General features: G+C 49.2%; 8 protein-coding genes. 3 read left to right on the top strand and 5 right to left on the bottom strand.

The window, feature by feature from the left end:
• Window positions 1-6: 6 nt before the first annotated feature.
• Complete coding sequence (locus ACZ5EH_RS21630; protein WP_464275932.1) at window positions 7-1266, bottom strand: MBOAT family O-acyltransferase; 1260 nt, start codon at window positions 1264-1266, stop codon at window positions 7-9.
• 1351 nt (window positions 1267-2617) lie between these two features.
• Between ACZ5EH_RS21630 and ACZ5EH_RS21625 the strand changes: the two genes are divergently transcribed.
• Window positions 2618-3172, top strand: a complete 555-nt coding sequence (locus ACZ5EH_RS21625; RefSeq protein ID WP_464275931.1) for a VPLPA-CTERM sorting domain-containing protein — start codon at window positions 2618-2620, stop codon at window positions 3170-3172.
• A 539-nt stretch (window positions 3173-3711) separates the two neighbouring features.
• A complete protein-coding gene (locus tag ACZ5EH_RS21620; RefSeq protein ID WP_464275930.1) occupies window positions 3712-6534 on the top strand; it encodes a response regulator in 2823 nt (940 codons plus the stop codon).
• Between the two features lie 75 nt (window positions 6535-6609).
• On the opposite strand, the gene ACZ5EH_RS21615 is transcribed toward ACZ5EH_RS21620, so the two are convergent.
• From ACZ5EH_RS21615 to ACZ5EH_RS21600, 4 genes are all read right to left on the bottom strand, one after another.
• Window positions 6610-7005, bottom strand: a complete 396-nt coding sequence (locus ACZ5EH_RS21615) for a hypothetical protein (RefSeq protein WP_464275929.1) — start codon at window positions 7003-7005, stop codon at window positions 6610-6612.
• A gap of 88 nt (window positions 7006-7093) precedes the next feature.
• Window positions 7094-7966, bottom strand: coding sequence for a universal stress protein (locus ACZ5EH_RS21610; RefSeq protein ID WP_464275928.1), 873 nt, complete (start codon window positions 7964-7966; stop codon window positions 7094-7096).
• 46 nt (window positions 7967-8012) lie between these two features.
• Window positions 8013-8507: a universal stress protein gene (locus tag ACZ5EH_RS21605; protein WP_464275927.1), complete on the bottom strand. Its 495-nt coding sequence runs from the start codon at window positions 8505-8507 to the stop codon at window positions 8013-8015.
• Window positions 8508-8534: 27 nt separating this feature from the next.
• Window positions 8535-9488: a protein kinase family protein gene (locus ACZ5EH_RS21600; protein ID WP_464275926.1), complete on the bottom strand. Its 954-nt coding sequence runs from the start codon at window positions 9486-9488 to the stop codon at window positions 8535-8537.
• A 249-nt stretch (window positions 9489-9737) separates the two neighbouring features.
• Between ACZ5EH_RS21600 and ACZ5EH_RS21595 the strand changes: the two genes are divergently transcribed.
• The gene (locus ACZ5EH_RS21595; protein ID WP_464275925.1) at window positions 9738-14534 is read left to right on the top strand and encodes an AAA family ATPase; all 4797 of its coding nucleotides are present in this window, start codon (window positions 9738-9740) and stop codon (window positions 14532-14534) included.
• Window positions 14535-14816: the final 282 nt, after the last annotated feature.

Here is a 14816-nt window from a genome sequence, read left to right as displayed (position 1 = left end):
GATATCTCAAAACTGGAAATAGATGAATGGGCTGAATTTAGAACTGCTGATCTGCAAAAGGATGAGACCGCTTAGAATAACACACACGGATATCCTCGCTGCCTGATAGATTGGGAGCCTCTCTTTCTCCAATACTTTGCCCATAACGAGATCGCCAGGCATGAGTAAGGTTCCTAGTCCGAGCGCCATAATAAACAGGTTCTTGTTGGTCAGATATATGGAGACTTCTATAGGGAGCGTCCAGTTTGGCTGGCTCAACAGGCTACCAAAAAGGGCCAACATGTGGTCCAGGTTGTCACTGCGGAAGATGATCCAACCCAAGGATACCAGCAAAAAAACAAGAATCCTGCGGAGGCCAAAGTATTGTTGGGGCATGCGTACGTTGAAGAGTTTTTCTAGGCAAAGACACATCCCATGGAACAGGCCCCAGATGATAAACGTCCAGTTGGCGCCATGCCAGAGTCCCGTACATAAAAAAACGATCCAGAGATTGCGATAGGTGCGAAGAGTTCCGTTACGATTGCCCCCAAGGGGAATGTATACGTAATCGCGAAACCATCGGGTAAGAGTCATGTGCCAGCGCCGCCAGAAATCGGTCATGGAAATCGCGCTGTACGGTCTGCGGAAATTTTCTGGAAATCTGAAGCCAAAGATACGCCCCAAGCCGATGGCCATGTCCGAATATCCTGAAAAGTCGAAATATATCTGAAGGCTGTATGCAATCATGCCAACAAGGGTTGTAGCCGTCGTCAAATTGTAGCCGGCAAGAGTAAAAACCTGATCTGCAACAACAGCACAACTGTCTGCCACTAAGACTTTCTTGGCTAACCCCCATATAAATCGTGTTCCTCCCGTGGAGATGTCCTCAAGCCTGGAAGGATGATTGTTTAACTGTTCGCGAATTTCGTCATAGCGTACTATCGGCCCTGCGACCAACTGAGGAAACATGGAGATAAATAAGGATACATCTAGAAAAGATTCGCGATTGCAGTGGCCAGCGCGGTGTACGTCGATAACATAAGACACACCTTGGAAGGTGAAAAAGGAGATGCCAAGGGGCAGAACTATGTCTGTAACCGGCCAATTAGCAAAACCAAAAGAGGAAGCCAGAGAGGACAATTCCCCTGTGATGAAGTTTGAATATTTGAAGATAATCAGCACTAAAATGGGAAGTAAAATGCCCAGATAGAAGCCTAGCGGATGGCGTTTGGCTACACAGGCTCCAAATAGATAGGTTACTGCAATGACAAAGAGAAGAACTGCCACGTACGCACCTGAGCCATATAGATAGAATAGAAGGCTTGCCAGGAGAAGAATAAAGTTCGGTATGAGAAAATGCTTGGGGAAAAGACGTCTGCCTAAAAAGTAAAGTAAAAATACGACAGGCAGAAAATAGAAGAGAAATACAGGCGAGGAGAAAACCATGGGCGCTAAAACTCTTTTAACAATTAATGGTTGATAGTAAAAGAGGTTTTGTCATTTGTGCAGTGTGAAGTATAAGTTGATAAAATGAAGTCATAGGCTTTTTGTTGTCAATATTATGTCAAATGCGATTGAAGAATAGTAATTGGAAAATATCTTTGATGCAGTAAGGAAAAGGTTAATAGTGTAGTTGGCAGAAGCCATTATATGTCGAATTTGTTTTGGTCAAGCAGCAAATTTTGGAAGAGTAAAATTGTTTCGTTTTAATTGTCTATAATTATTGTTAAAAAGTAGAGATATTCCTTTTGTTGCCAAGCTGGGGCGCCATTCTTCTTCTCCTGTGATGTTTTAGAAAATCAAATGAAATTAAATAATTAAATTGTCTTTTGCCTGAAACTACCATTTCTTACTTCTTACCGCTTGGGATTCAAGTCCTTACTGAGACTATGTTTTGGTGTCTCAGATCGCCTTCTTTCTCTTTTAGATTCTACGAAGGCAGAGGTATTCAAGAGGCTGTCTGTGCTGTCAAAAACTAATAACATTTTGATTTTTTAACTTATTGCTTTTTAAGTTGCATTTGAGCGCTTGCAACTACCGCGTCCCTAATCTTTGAGCAGTTGAGTCCAGGCATCAATGTCTCCACAGGATACAAGCTTCAAAGCCGCTGCCGTTCGACAGGAATAAGCTGAACGCGTTTTCACAGCTGGCAGGCACGATAATGCAGAGTGATTGCGCCTTGAAGCGAATGACAATCTAGAATATCCATACTATATTGGTATAGCTTTGTAGTATTTTGAAAGCAAGCCATGTTTCATCTTCAGTGCTCATGCATTCTTGCGGTGTTTTTGTAGTGGTTGTCAGGATATTATTTTGAATGGCGCCCCACCATAGAGGGTAGATTGAATCATGGATAAATTTGGGAAGCAGGATGCATAAGCTGAGATTGAAAAGCTAATCTTGATAGTTTTTTTATGCGTGCAGAAGCTAGATGTGTTGTTTATGTTCGTCTGATTTTTTCGAACTATAGTTATGCATAACTGCAAGGGTGATGCTGTAGTTGTGCATAATATCTATATTTCAGGCTGTTATGCGTCTTAGGAAATTGGCACAGCATTTGCTAAACATGCTCACTGCTAAGGAATGCAGGTGCTCGGAATGCACTATTCTTCAATATCTATACAGATGGGAGTATGAAATGAGACGCGTATTTTCTTTCCTGGTTTCGTTAATGGTTGTTGCAGGGCTAGGGTGTCCGGCATTTGCTGCTCTCTCTGGCAGCAATACCTTTGACACTAACTACATGTATCTGTACTCCGCCAGCGGACAATACGGCAGCGTTCTTAGTCTTACGAATGATTTTACCAACTGGTCGATTGTTGATGAGACGCCGTATCTAATCTCCGTGACAGGTATAGATTTGCCAGGTGACACATCTGATGGTTACCTTGGTGCAGTTGCAGGCGCTGGTCTTGGTGCGATATCATTTGATTTTGCAGGCACCAGTGGTGATGATGAGTACTATGTTGAAGTCCTTTATCTGGATAATGGCTCGGTAGGTTCCATAGCTGCAGGTCTTTGGGGTGACACTTTTGTTTTCAATGACTACCAGTCGTTTGTAGATAGCGGTGTCGTGCCGGAAGCATTCAGTAGTCAGGTTCTTGCCTCGGCAACGCCCATACCCGGCGCCATATGGCTTCTTGGCTCCGGCCTTGTGGGTATGCTTGGCATACGTCGCAGATTTTTCAAATAAGCACCCTGTACTAACAATTGGCAGGTGCGCCTGCTCTGAAGGCCGGACTGAAACGTCCGGCTTTTTGTTTTGCATTTTTTAGTGATTAGGTCTTCCATACAGTACGACAAAAATGGATTTTCCGAGAATATCGGACAGAAGCCTCCTGCTGCCACAGTATATAACATGCTGCTGGCGGTCTGTTCTTGTTTTAGAGCTAATTTCTGCATAAGTGCGATATAGATGGCGTCCACACCTGCTTGACGTGGTTTCATAATGCTCCGGGCAATATGTACTGACCGGGCAGTGCTGTTGCAGGGGCCCTTTTAGTAGGTTTTCTAAAAGCAGAGACACTCTCCTTTTTCTCGAAGATGAACGTGCCAACGATGTTGTAATCTGATGACAACAGCCTGGGATACTAGGATGCAATTTTGCCTTTCAGTAACCAAACAATAATAGTTGATTTTTAATTTGATCAGGGCCAACATCATGATAGCCATTTTCAACCGTTCAGGGTGTGTAATTTCTTTCAGGAGAACATCTTAGATTATGTTTGGCAGATGAAAACCCTTTGGCTAAAAGCATTGTCCTTTGCTCTGGCGTATTTATTGGCAGGGTTTGCAGGGCAGGCTCTTTCCTTCCAGCCCCTTCACTTCGTTGTGCTTTGGTTGCCCAGCGGCATTTTTGCTGCTGTTCTTTTATGCGCGCCTTTAAAACGGTGGCCGACTTATATCCTGACTGCTGCTGTAGCCAATTTGAGCTTTGATATAATTAACGGCCAGCCCCTTTTGGCGAGTGCAGGCTTTATATGCGCCAATTGTGTGGAAGCTACGAGTGGGGCATGGCTGGTTCGCAAGTTTGTGCCGGAACACTCCGCATCATTTATCGAAAACAAAGAGTTGCTGAGCATCATTGCATTCTCCGGCGTGACCGGCCCTGCCATTGGCGCAGCTATTGGGGCGACCGTGGTCATGCTGTCATTTGGTGTTGAAAACTGGCTGGGCACATGGCTGACCTGGTGGAGTGCGGACGGATTGAGTGTAATAAGTCTCGGAATCCTCATCATTTCTTTTAATAGATACGGGCGAGTATATCTGCGTAGCCTTTCCTGGAGTCATATTTTTGAATTTGTCCTGGCTTTAGCAGTTTTGTGCTTACTGACTGCATGGGCATTCGGATTTCATGAGCAATTTGAATACAAGTTCATATTACTTCCCGTATTCCTATGGATCGGCATGCGTTTTCGGCTTCTGATGGTCAATGTAGCAGGTTTTGTCCTTACTGGGCTGACGATTTTTTTCACCGTTCATGTGGCGCACAGCGCAACAAATCCAAGCCATGAAGTCATTTGGCATATTCAGGCCGTTCAAGGCTACCTGGGGACGGTTTTGACTTCGATGCTGCTGCTGGCTTCCACCTTGAATTCACGGAAGATGGCCGAATCCGCACTGCGCAGGAGCGAAGAGCGTTTGTCGCTGGCTTTGGATGCCGCCAATGACGGGTTGTGGGATTGGGATATTTTATCCGGTGAATCCTATTATAGCCCGCGCTATTACACCATGCTCGGCTACGAGCCAGGAGCGTTTCCACCTTTGTTTCAGAGCTGGAAAAATTTGGTCCACCCTGATGATCTTGAGGGTGTTTTGGGGGACATTGCTGCACACCTGGAATATTCCAAGCCCTACGAAGTCAAATTTCGCATGCGGAAGAAAAATGGCGATTGGGCATGGATACAATCACGGGGGCGTGTGGTGGAAAAAGATGACAGTGGCCGTGCCAAACGCATGGTCGGCACGCATGTCGACATTTCCGCCCAGCAAGCCTTTGCAAAAGCGCTTCAAAAAAGCGAACAGAGCTACCGCTCCCTTTTCATGTCTCAGCTTGATGCGTTTGCCCTGCATGAGGCAATACTGGATAAGGATGGGCAGGTCGTCGATTTCGTTTACCTGGCTGTGAATCCCTCTTTTGAAAAACTATTGGGGCGACCAGCCGACGACATAGTTGGCCACACCGTCTTGGAACTGCTTCCTGATACCGAAAAATATTGGCTGGACGCTTATGGTCGCGTTGCCATGAGTGGGGAGCCTGCGCATTTTGTAAGCTACAGTGCGCCGTTTGCATGCTACTTTGAGGTGATGGCCTATTGTCCCCAACGTGGTCAATATGCTGTATTTGCGAGAGATGTTACGGAGAGCATCCTTTCCACACAAAAATTGAATCTGGCAAAAGAGAAGGCGGAAGCCGCCAACCAGGCCAAATCTGAATTTCTTGCCACCATGAGCCACGAGATACGCACCCCCCTCAATGGCGTGCTGGGTATGCTCCAATTGGTCCTGCTTACTGAGGTTGATCCTGAGCAGAAAAACTATCTCAAAATCGCATTGCAGTCAGGAAAAAGTCTGCTGCGTGTACTTTCCGACGTACTGGACATTTCCAAGATCGAGGCAGGGGCGCTCGACATTTATACAGAGAATTTTCATCTGGAAGAGGTTCTGGATCCGATACGGATGGCGTTTCAAGGCAAGGCCATGGAAAAGGGATTGGAGCTTTCTTGTTTTATGGAGCCGGAAGACGGTCCTCTTCTAAAGGGCGACCCTGGGCGCATCCGGCAGGTTGCCTACAACCTGGTGGGCAATGCTCTCAAATATACAGACTCTGGTGAAGTGCGCTTTGATGTGTTTCTGGTGGAACAATCTTATCCTGGAACAGGGCGGTTGCATTTGGTGGTTTCTGACACTGGCATAGGCGTTCCTGAAGCGGATCTGGAAGGGATATTCCATTTGTTTACCCAGGTGGACGGGTCTTATACGCGTCAATTTGGCGGCACAGGACTGGGGCTTTCCATTGTTAAGCGTCTGGTTGGCCTGATGGGGGGGGACATCGATTTCTGCAGCAGATTGGGCAAGGGAACGGACGTCCATGTCTCCTTGCCTGTACATTTGTCCGCTGAGGAAGCTCCAACCACGCAGAATCGTTTGATGGAGAAGGCTGCGGGGCACCCGAGTGAATTGACTGTTCTTGTGGCTGAGGATGATGCAACAAGCCGTATTGCCGTCAGGCAGATGCTGAAAAAATCCGGATATACTGTGTACGAGGTTGATAACGGCGCCAAAGCGGTTTCGTTTTTGGCCAAAAACAAGGTGGATTGCGTCCTTATGGACGTTCAAATGCCTGGGATGGATGGGGTGGAGGCAACGCGCCTGATTCGCGCAGGAGGTGCGGGAGATGCCGCGCGAACAGTTCCAATCATCGCCCTTACTGCCTACGCCATGGGGAAAGACAGGGAGAAATTCTTGGCTGAAGGAATGGACGCGTATATTGCAAAGCCTGTGGCCATGGATGAACTTTTGCAGGTATTGCAATCCATTGCGCCGCGTACATAATGTGCGCTACGCACAGAACGAACTCTTCCAGAGAAAGGCCCCGGAATTCCGGGGCTTTTTTGTTGGGGTGGAAGGTTACTGTTTGATGTAGCGCCCCCCGAAATAGCCGGACATGCCGCACTCCATTCCTTTGGCTTGCATGTCTATGTCCGCTTCATTGCCCTTGAAGCCAATACGGAAGCGGATGCCGTCCTCTTGGGTGCCGCCCATGGCGGGGAGGGTGTCATCAACACGCCCTCCGCCTTGATCTACGGGCGTTTCATAGGTGGTGAAATCGCACATTTGTCCGTTGCTCAGGCTTGTTGTCTCGAATGTGAATACATAGGCGGGGCCTGCGCGGGATATGATCATGACGCCTTCGTAACCAGGTTCGACATACTTCCAGCTTCCTTCCGGATCCATGGCCAGACAGGGGGTGGCGCAAGAGAAAAGCAGCAAGGCGGTGAAAAGCAGGGAGAGACGTTCGGGCATTGTGTTCTCCGGCTGGTTTGGGGGTGAAGGATCGCAACGGTACAGCATTTGCCCCAGTTTGAGCAGATAATACATGATTGCGAATTGCTCAACGGCTGAGCCAAAGTGCGGCGCCCGTGAGTTCTTTATAGAGTTCAGAGGATACCGACCCCATGAAAATCCGTTTCATGAAGCCTTTATCTTCGCCGGTGCGCCCTGCGGCCACTACAGCAAATCGGTGGCGGGTGGCCATGTCGAGAATACCTTTGCTGATGTTGTAACTTTCCAGCATTTTACGGTGCACCCGCGTTGGGTCGATGTTGTTATCGGCCAGGATTTGTTCGCAACGGTCAAAGATGGCGTCGGCAAAGATACGGTCGCCGGAATGGGGGTCGTATATATTCAAGAGCGTTATCTCCTGGCTTGTTTCATGGGCAAGGATAAACCCTACGTGATCCACCATACGGAAAGCCTGTTCGGAATCATCTACGCAGGCAAGCACGTTGCGCCGCTCCGGTTCGGGCTTGCGGCAAATCCACAAAGGGATGGTAAGGCGCTTGTCCAGTATTTCATGGCTGACGCTGTCTTCCAGGAGAGTTTCCAGCCAACTGAGGCCGCGGCTGCCCAGGACAATGGCATCATACAGACCGCGCTCCCCCTCTTGTACAATTTCAATGGCTGTGGATGCACGGCGAAAGTGCAGGCTGGTCCTTATCTGCTTTGGGTTGAAACCGTTGAGGATAAGGTGTGATCTGGCTTTTTCCAGGGCTTCGCGCCCCAGTTGTTCCTGCTTTTTACATTCGCGGTCTTGTTCGGCCAGTTCATTAGAGGAAAGCATCCGTTGATCGGCCACCTGCTGTGACGTGGTGTAGAAAAGCGCGATGTCGAGGGTGTCTTTGTTTGAGAAAAATTGTGAGATGAAACGCACGCCATATTGGGCGCTCTGATCACGGCTGACAGTGACAAGGAATTCCCTATTCATGCTCCACCTCCCCATTGTAATGTCGCGATACCATCAACAAAGTCCGTCAGGCGACCACCCAGACAGTGCATGCCTTGGCATGGTGGATGATTTTGCTGGAGACAGAGCCAAAGAGGAATTCTTCTGCTTTTGTCACACCACGCCGTCCTACAACCACGGTTCCGAATCCCTCCTCCTTGAGAACAGACAGAATCTCCTGGGCAATGGACGTGCCGTAACTACAATGTGCAACTTCTCTGTCTGCAAAGGGAGATTTGCAACTGACGACATACCGTTCACTGATGATGTCTGCAGGAACTCCCTTTGCTTCAAGGATGCTCCGTGCGTCTTCGAGAAACTGTCGCATTTCGTCTCTGTGCGTTACGCAACTTTGTTTCCAGGATTCTTCATCTGGAAAGAGGTCTCTGTCGGGAAAGCGTTCAATACACAGCAGCATGATCTGTGAGACGGCGTTGTCGCTCATGATCTCACCGGTGTAGCTGACTGCCCGCACGGAGTTTTCCGAACCATCAACCGCTATGAGGATCTTTTTGCAATCCATGGCGCCAACCTTTTGTTGCAGGGTTCTTCATCGCAACAACGCCAGACAGGGGCGCAGTTCCTCAAGCATCTCGTCTACAGTGTCATAAAAAACATAGGTGCCTGCCGCAAAATGGAGCAGTACATTATTCAACTGAACGGGGATGTAGGGGAATATCTTGCGCAAGTTGGCCAGCCGGTGCGCCCACATCAGGGAAAAATCATCCGGCACCAACGTGGAGATGGCATCGGTAAACGGGCCGTCTTGCAGTGTGCGAACCGTGTGCTCTCCTTTACCGGTGAGAAACAGCAGGATGTTCCCCAGGCCAAAGATGTCGAGTCCCCAGGGGTTTTCTCGGAAGTCAAAGGCATAGTCGAAATCTATCCACCGGTACCTTCCTGATTCTGATTCCACAAGAAGATGGTCGCGCCGTATGTCTCCGTGTTTTTCCCAACGGGAGTGGAGAAAGGAAATGGCTTCGCAGGCGCCGATGAATTTTTGGAGAATGGCGGGGAAGTGCTCGTGCAGATATGTTTCGTGGTCCGCGTCTATATCTTCGACAATGTTATCCAGCCTTTTGCCACGGATAACGTCTAGAATACGTACGACATTGTGTTGGGTGTCATAAATGGAGTGCCCCTGCATGAAACGCCAATCGTTGCGGACAAGGTCCAGGATGCGCGCTTCTTTTTCGGGGCTTCGATGGCAGCGGATAGTGAAGTCGCCGATTTTGAGGGGGAATATTTCGTGGAACACGAGCTTGAGGATTTTGCGCTCACCTGTCTCGAGTTCACGACAACGCTTGACCCAGTATTTGGGATCTTCCATGCCGAAGCGTCGTTCACATTCGTCGCTGAGAACAAGAAAATGTCGCCCCCTGAGTTGGATGACATCACCATACCCGATGGACATGAATTCAGAAGTGTCCTGAACCAACTTGCCGCAATGCTTCAGGGGGAAAGAAGGAGCCAATTCACGTAGCAGTTCGCGCACATCAGACATGGCGATACTCCCTGGATAAATAATAGTACCTGCAGGAGGGAAAACAAGGTGCGGTGTTGATGATTCTTACAAGAGAGGAAAAAGTATCACCTGCCTGTAATATTCAACTTGATTCCAACATTCTAATGGCAGCAGCGTGTAAAGTGTTCTAGAGTGAGGATTCGAGTTACCTCTTTGGCCTGGTGTTTACGTTTTACGCATTGCAGATATACGCCCGAGACACCGGGGCGGAGATTTCTGGGGAGAGTTATGGGAATAGACAGGTACAGTGGCGCAGTCATGCCTGGACACCGTTTTGTTTTGCCTGACAAACTTTATGGCCGGGTCACTGAAATTGCTGCCATAATGGATGTATTTGAAAGGGTTAGCAGAGGTAGTGGCGAGGTGTTGCTTGTTCCTGGCAGGTCTGGAGTGGGGAAGACATCGCTTGTCATGGAATTGCAAGCACCTGTGCTGCGTAGAAACGGATTTTTTTGTCGCGGAAAATTTGACCAGTACCAGCAAAATGTTCCTTTTTTCGCCCTCAAACAGGCAATGGGCGACCTGTGGAGCTCCATTGACAAGAATGACACGGAACAATGGAATTTGTGGAGGTCAGAGATTCATGGAGCAGTGGGGGAACTTGGCAAGCTCGTAGTGGATCTGGCGCCGGAATTTGAAGCGATGTTGCCCCGGCAACCTGAGGTTGCAGATATAAGTCCCATTGAGGCGAGATACCGGTTTATTGGACTTTTCAGCAAATTTTTGAAGGTATTCTGCCAGCCGGAGCACCCTATGGTGTTGTTTCTGGATGACTGGCAATGGGCGGATACCGCGTCCATGCAACTGCTGAAATCCCTGGGTATAGGAGACGAACTACGCTATCTGTTGGTCATAGCGGCGTACAGGGACAATGAAGTAGACGAAGGGCACCCTTTCAGTTCAATGGTAAGGGATTTGCGCCAAAGGGAAACTCCCGTCAACACGTTGCAGGTGGACAACCTCAATGCCGAGGTTGTCGAGGCTTTAGTGCAGAACACCCTGGCGCCGAAAATCGAAAACGAGAAGGAACTGACAGAAATTATCCATAGTCGTACAAAGGGAAATCCTTTTTTTATCCATGCTTTTCTCGGATATCTTCAGGATTTGCACCTGTTGTGGTTTGATTATGAATTTGACGGGTGGAACTGGAGCGGTGACAGAGACGATCATGATACGTTCCCTGATGATGTTATCGAACTCTTTTCAAAACGATTACGTCTCCGAGAGGCGCCTTTACAGGAACTGCTGTCGCTTGCAGCCTGCATGGGCAGTATTTTCAGCGTTGAGATGCTTGCCTATGTGAGCAAGTGCGAAGCCTCCACCTGCAAGGAACTTTTGCACCAGGAGGTGCGCCGTGGGTTATTGATTCCATTCAACGCAACAGATCCAATCGATGGCGGTTCTGGAAATGATAACCATGAACGTTTGCGTTTTGTCCACGACAGGGTGCAGCAGGCCGCCTATGGTCTTATTCCTCCAGAAGAACTGCCGGCCGTGAACTTGAAAATGGGCAAGGCCCTGTTGGAAATACTCGGACCTGAGCACTTGCAGGACAATCTTTTTGAAGTGGTGAACCACCTGAATGCAGGATTGCATCTCATAGATTCTCGGCATGAACGCATTCGCCTGGTTTCACTTAATGTTTCTGCAGCCCGTAAGGCAAAGGCGGCCACTGCCTACCATTCCACCCTGGAGTTTCATAACGCAGCAGGAAAGTTGCTAAAGGATGAAGCCACCTCCCAGGTGCTTTGGCACGAATACCACGATTTGGGCATGGATTTTTACAAGGAGTGGGCTGAAAGTGAATTTCTTGAAGGCGACAAAGGGCAAGCCGAGGCTTATGTGCATCAGGCCGCATACCACGCTCGTTCCGCCTTGGAAACTGCAGAAACCCAGCGGGCTTTGATTACGCTGTATACGCTGCAGGCCCGGTATCCGGAAGCTGTAGAGGCGGGGCGCCAGGGGTTGGAAGCGCTGAAAATCGTTTTGCCGGAAGAGGAGTACGACACGGCGCGGGATGCTGAAATCACGTTGCTTGAGCAGAATCTGAAAGGGCGCCGTATTGCATCCCTTTTTGACATGCCCGAAATGCAGGACCCCGAGATGCGTGCCGCCACGCAGTTGCTCATCACCCTTGGCCCCCCGTGCTACCGATCGCACCAAAAGCTGTGGTCAGTGCTGGTGCCAAAGGTGGTCAACCTTATACTGCAGTATGGAAATATGCCCGAAGTGGGGTACAGCCATACGGCCCTTGCCGGTTTGCTTATCTGGGTCAACGATGACTTTGAACAGGCTCGGGAATTCACCGACCTGGCAAAGGAATTGATGCAGCATAGATTCCTGGCGCCCGCTGACCAGAGTGTCTTTTACCTGATGATCGGCAGTTCGGCGCGCCACTGGTTTTCGCACATGTCCATGAGCAGCCAGGATTACATGGACGCTTACGATACGGGCTCGCGGTTCGGCAATTTGCAATACGCGGCCTATGCCTTTGGCCACAACATGTACTGCCGTTTTTACCAGGGCACGCCACTGCCCAATCTGCTGGATGAAGCCCGGCATTCTTTGGCGTTCAGCCAGAGTAGGTACAATCAATGGGCCATTGATTTGCTGCAAGGCGGCATCCATGTGTTTGAAACCCTGGCTGAAGAAGACCCTGGGGCACACAGCCAGGAACAATGGGAAGCCGCCTACCTTAAAGAAGTTGATGCGCGCAACAATATCCAGGTCAAATGCATCTATTCCGCGCTCAGATCCTTTCAGTTGCTGCTCATGGAACAATGGGAGCAGGCGCTTACTATGTCTGACAGGGCGGATGCCCTCATTTATACAGTCGGCACGCAAGGGCTGCTCCCCTGGCCAGAGCATTTGTTTACCCGGTTTATGATTCTTGCCGTGCTCGCCAAGGACGCGAAGAAGAAGCGCAAAGAGTTGTTCCTCGAGGAAATGGACGGCATCTTCAAGAGATTGGAGGTATGGGCCGGCCATTGCCCCGAGAATTATCGCGTGAAACATGAACTGGCGAAAGGCGAACTGGCCTTTCTCGATGGCAGGGCGGATGCCGCGGCCAGACACTATGAAGCAGCAATTACAGCGGCTGAAGAGGGCGATTTTCTGCATCTGGAAGCACTGGCAAACGAGAGGGCTGCCCATTTGTGGGAATCCAAAGGCCTTGATCATATTGCCTTTGGCTATTGGCAGCACGCCTATTGCTGCTATGAACGTTGGGGAGCCAAAAGCAAGCTCTCCATCATAGAACAGGCAGTGCGCCAGAGTACTCGCAGTTTGCTGCAAGGTCAGGATGGAGATGCTGCCATAGCTGAAAAAATTGTAGATAAACAAATTCAGTTGCTGCGCGTCCAGACACTGCAGAGCATGGAAGTGGAGCGACGCCTGGTGGCGGAACGCCAGGCCGAGGAACTTGCCACCGCCACCGCCCATCTGCGCGAAGAAATTGCCAGGCGCAAACACATTGAAGCCAAACTCCGGGAAAGTGAAGAGCGGTTTCGGCTTACATTTGATCGCTCCCCCATCGGCGCCGCCATGGTTGATCCGGACTCCAGATATATTCGCGTCAATGAAAGTCTATGCAGCTTCCTGGGGTATACTGAGGAGGAATTGCTGGGCAGGACATTTTACGACATCACCCACCCGGAAGACAGAGGGGCCAGCAGCGAAGAATTCAAACAGCTCTATGCCGGTGATGTTGACTTGCTGAGTACGGACAAACGCTACATCCGCAAGGATGGCACCGTGGTGTGGGGCAAAGTCTCGGTCCGGGTCATACGCGATGACAATGGTGAGCAGATGTACAATCTGCCCATGATCGAAGATATTACCGAACAGAAACTCGCAGAACAGAACCTGATGCGGGCAAAAGAAGAAGCGACAGCCGCCAGCAAAGCCAAATCGGAATTTCTGGCCAACATGAGCCATGAGATTCGCACCCCATTGAATGGCGTTATGGGGTTGCTGCAGTTGCTCGAGATAACACCCCTCAATGATGAGCAAAAAGAGTATGTCCGGGTGGCGATGAGTTCTGCAAAGCGTCTGACCGGGCTGCTCACAGACATTCTGGACCTTTCCAAGATCGAAGCCGGCAGACTGGACCTGCATAATTCCGTATTCGATATACGTGACCTCTGCACATCCATAACCGAACTGTTTCAAGTCATGGCGGAAGGGCAGAATGTTGCGCTTTCCTGCACCATTGAAGAGGGTATTCCTGAACTGATCATCAGCGACGAAACGCGCTTGCGCCAGATTTTGTTCAACCTTGTTGGTAATGCCCTGAAATTCACAGAGAAAGGGAGCGTAAAGGTGAACATCGCCCCCCTTTCTGAAATTGAACGTGGCACAGGCACGATGTTCATAACTGTGACAGATACGGGCATTGGCATCCCGGAGGAGCAGCAGGGCAATCTTTTTCAGCCGTTTCGCCAGGCAGACAACACCTATACCCGCAAATACCAGGGCGCGGGGCTGGGGCTGGCCATTGTGCAACGCCTTGTGGACATGATGGGCGGGCACATCGCCGTGGAGAGCGAAGAGGGCGTCGGCACGATAATGCAGGTTGTCTTGCCCTTTGGGGCTGCTGGAAGAGAGTATGACGATGATGAAGGAACAGTTGAGGTCGTTGACACCGTGATTCATACGCACCGCGCGCTTATTGTGGAAGATGAAGAGTCGAATCAGTTTCTTTTGCAACGCCTGTTGGAAAAGGAAGGGTATTCCGTATCAATCGCCGAGAATGGCGAAGTGGCTTTGGAAAAGCTCGCTGAAATGGATTTTGATTGTGTATTCATGGACATACGAATGCCTGTTATGGACGGTGTGAGCACCACAAAGGCAATACGCAGGGGAGAAGCAGGGGAGAGTAATAAGGACGTGCCAATAATTGCTTTGACTGCTTATGCAATGAGTGGCGACAAAGACATGTTTCTTGATTCCGGTATGAACGGTTATGTTGCCAAGCCCATTGATATCCTGGAGCTTAAAAAAGTGATGGAAGATATTATGAGTTAACTATCAATATGGCTTTTTGTTTTAAAATGTATTTGTAAATATTTCACGCTAAGGGGAAGCGCACATCGAACACGCCCCCTGGTTTAAGCCAGGGGGCGTGTTCTCTTTTCACATGGAAGGGATGGCTTCTTAATTATACTGTTTTGATATGAAACTAATCTTGCTACGTATAACTTGTCTTCGCTTATGTAACTTTACCATTGCTTGATATACAAAAGATAAAAATAGTCTTCACTTTCAAAAAGCATTGATTTACACTTCTGGTAATTTTCGGGGAAAAAC

Source organism: Desulfovibrio biadhensis (assembly GCF_055388615.1).
This window is presented reverse-complemented; position numbering and strand designations above follow the sequence as displayed.

Bases quoted from the DNA above. Each gene is read 5' to 3' on its own strand.
- ACZ5EH_RS21625 (WP_464275931.1), top strand. From the start codon at position 2,618: ATGAGACGCGTATTTTCTTTCCTGGTTTCGTTAATGGTTGTTGCAGGG.
- ACZ5EH_RS21620 (WP_464275930.1), top strand. From the start codon at position 3,712: ATGAAAACCCTTTGGCTAAAAGCATTGTCCTTTGCTCTGGCGTATTTA.
- ACZ5EH_RS21615 (WP_464275929.1), bottom strand. From the start codon at position 7,005: ATGCCCGAACGTCTCTCCCTGCTTTTCACCGCCTTGCTGCTTTTCTCT.
- ACZ5EH_RS21610 (WP_464275928.1), bottom strand. From the start codon at position 7,966: ATGAATAGGGAATTCCTTGTCACTGTCAGCCGTGATCAGAGCGCCCAA.
- ACZ5EH_RS21605 (WP_464275927.1), bottom strand. From the start codon at position 8,507: ATGGATTGCAAAAAGATCCTCATAGCGGTTGATGGTTCGGAAAACTCC.
- ACZ5EH_RS21600 (WP_464275926.1), bottom strand. From the start codon at position 9,488: ATGTCTGATGTGCGCGAACTGCTACGTGAATTGGCTCCTTCTTTCCCC.
- ACZ5EH_RS21595 (WP_464275925.1), top strand. From the start codon at position 9,738: ATGGGAATAGACAGGTACAGTGGCGCAGTCATGCCTGGACACCGTTTT.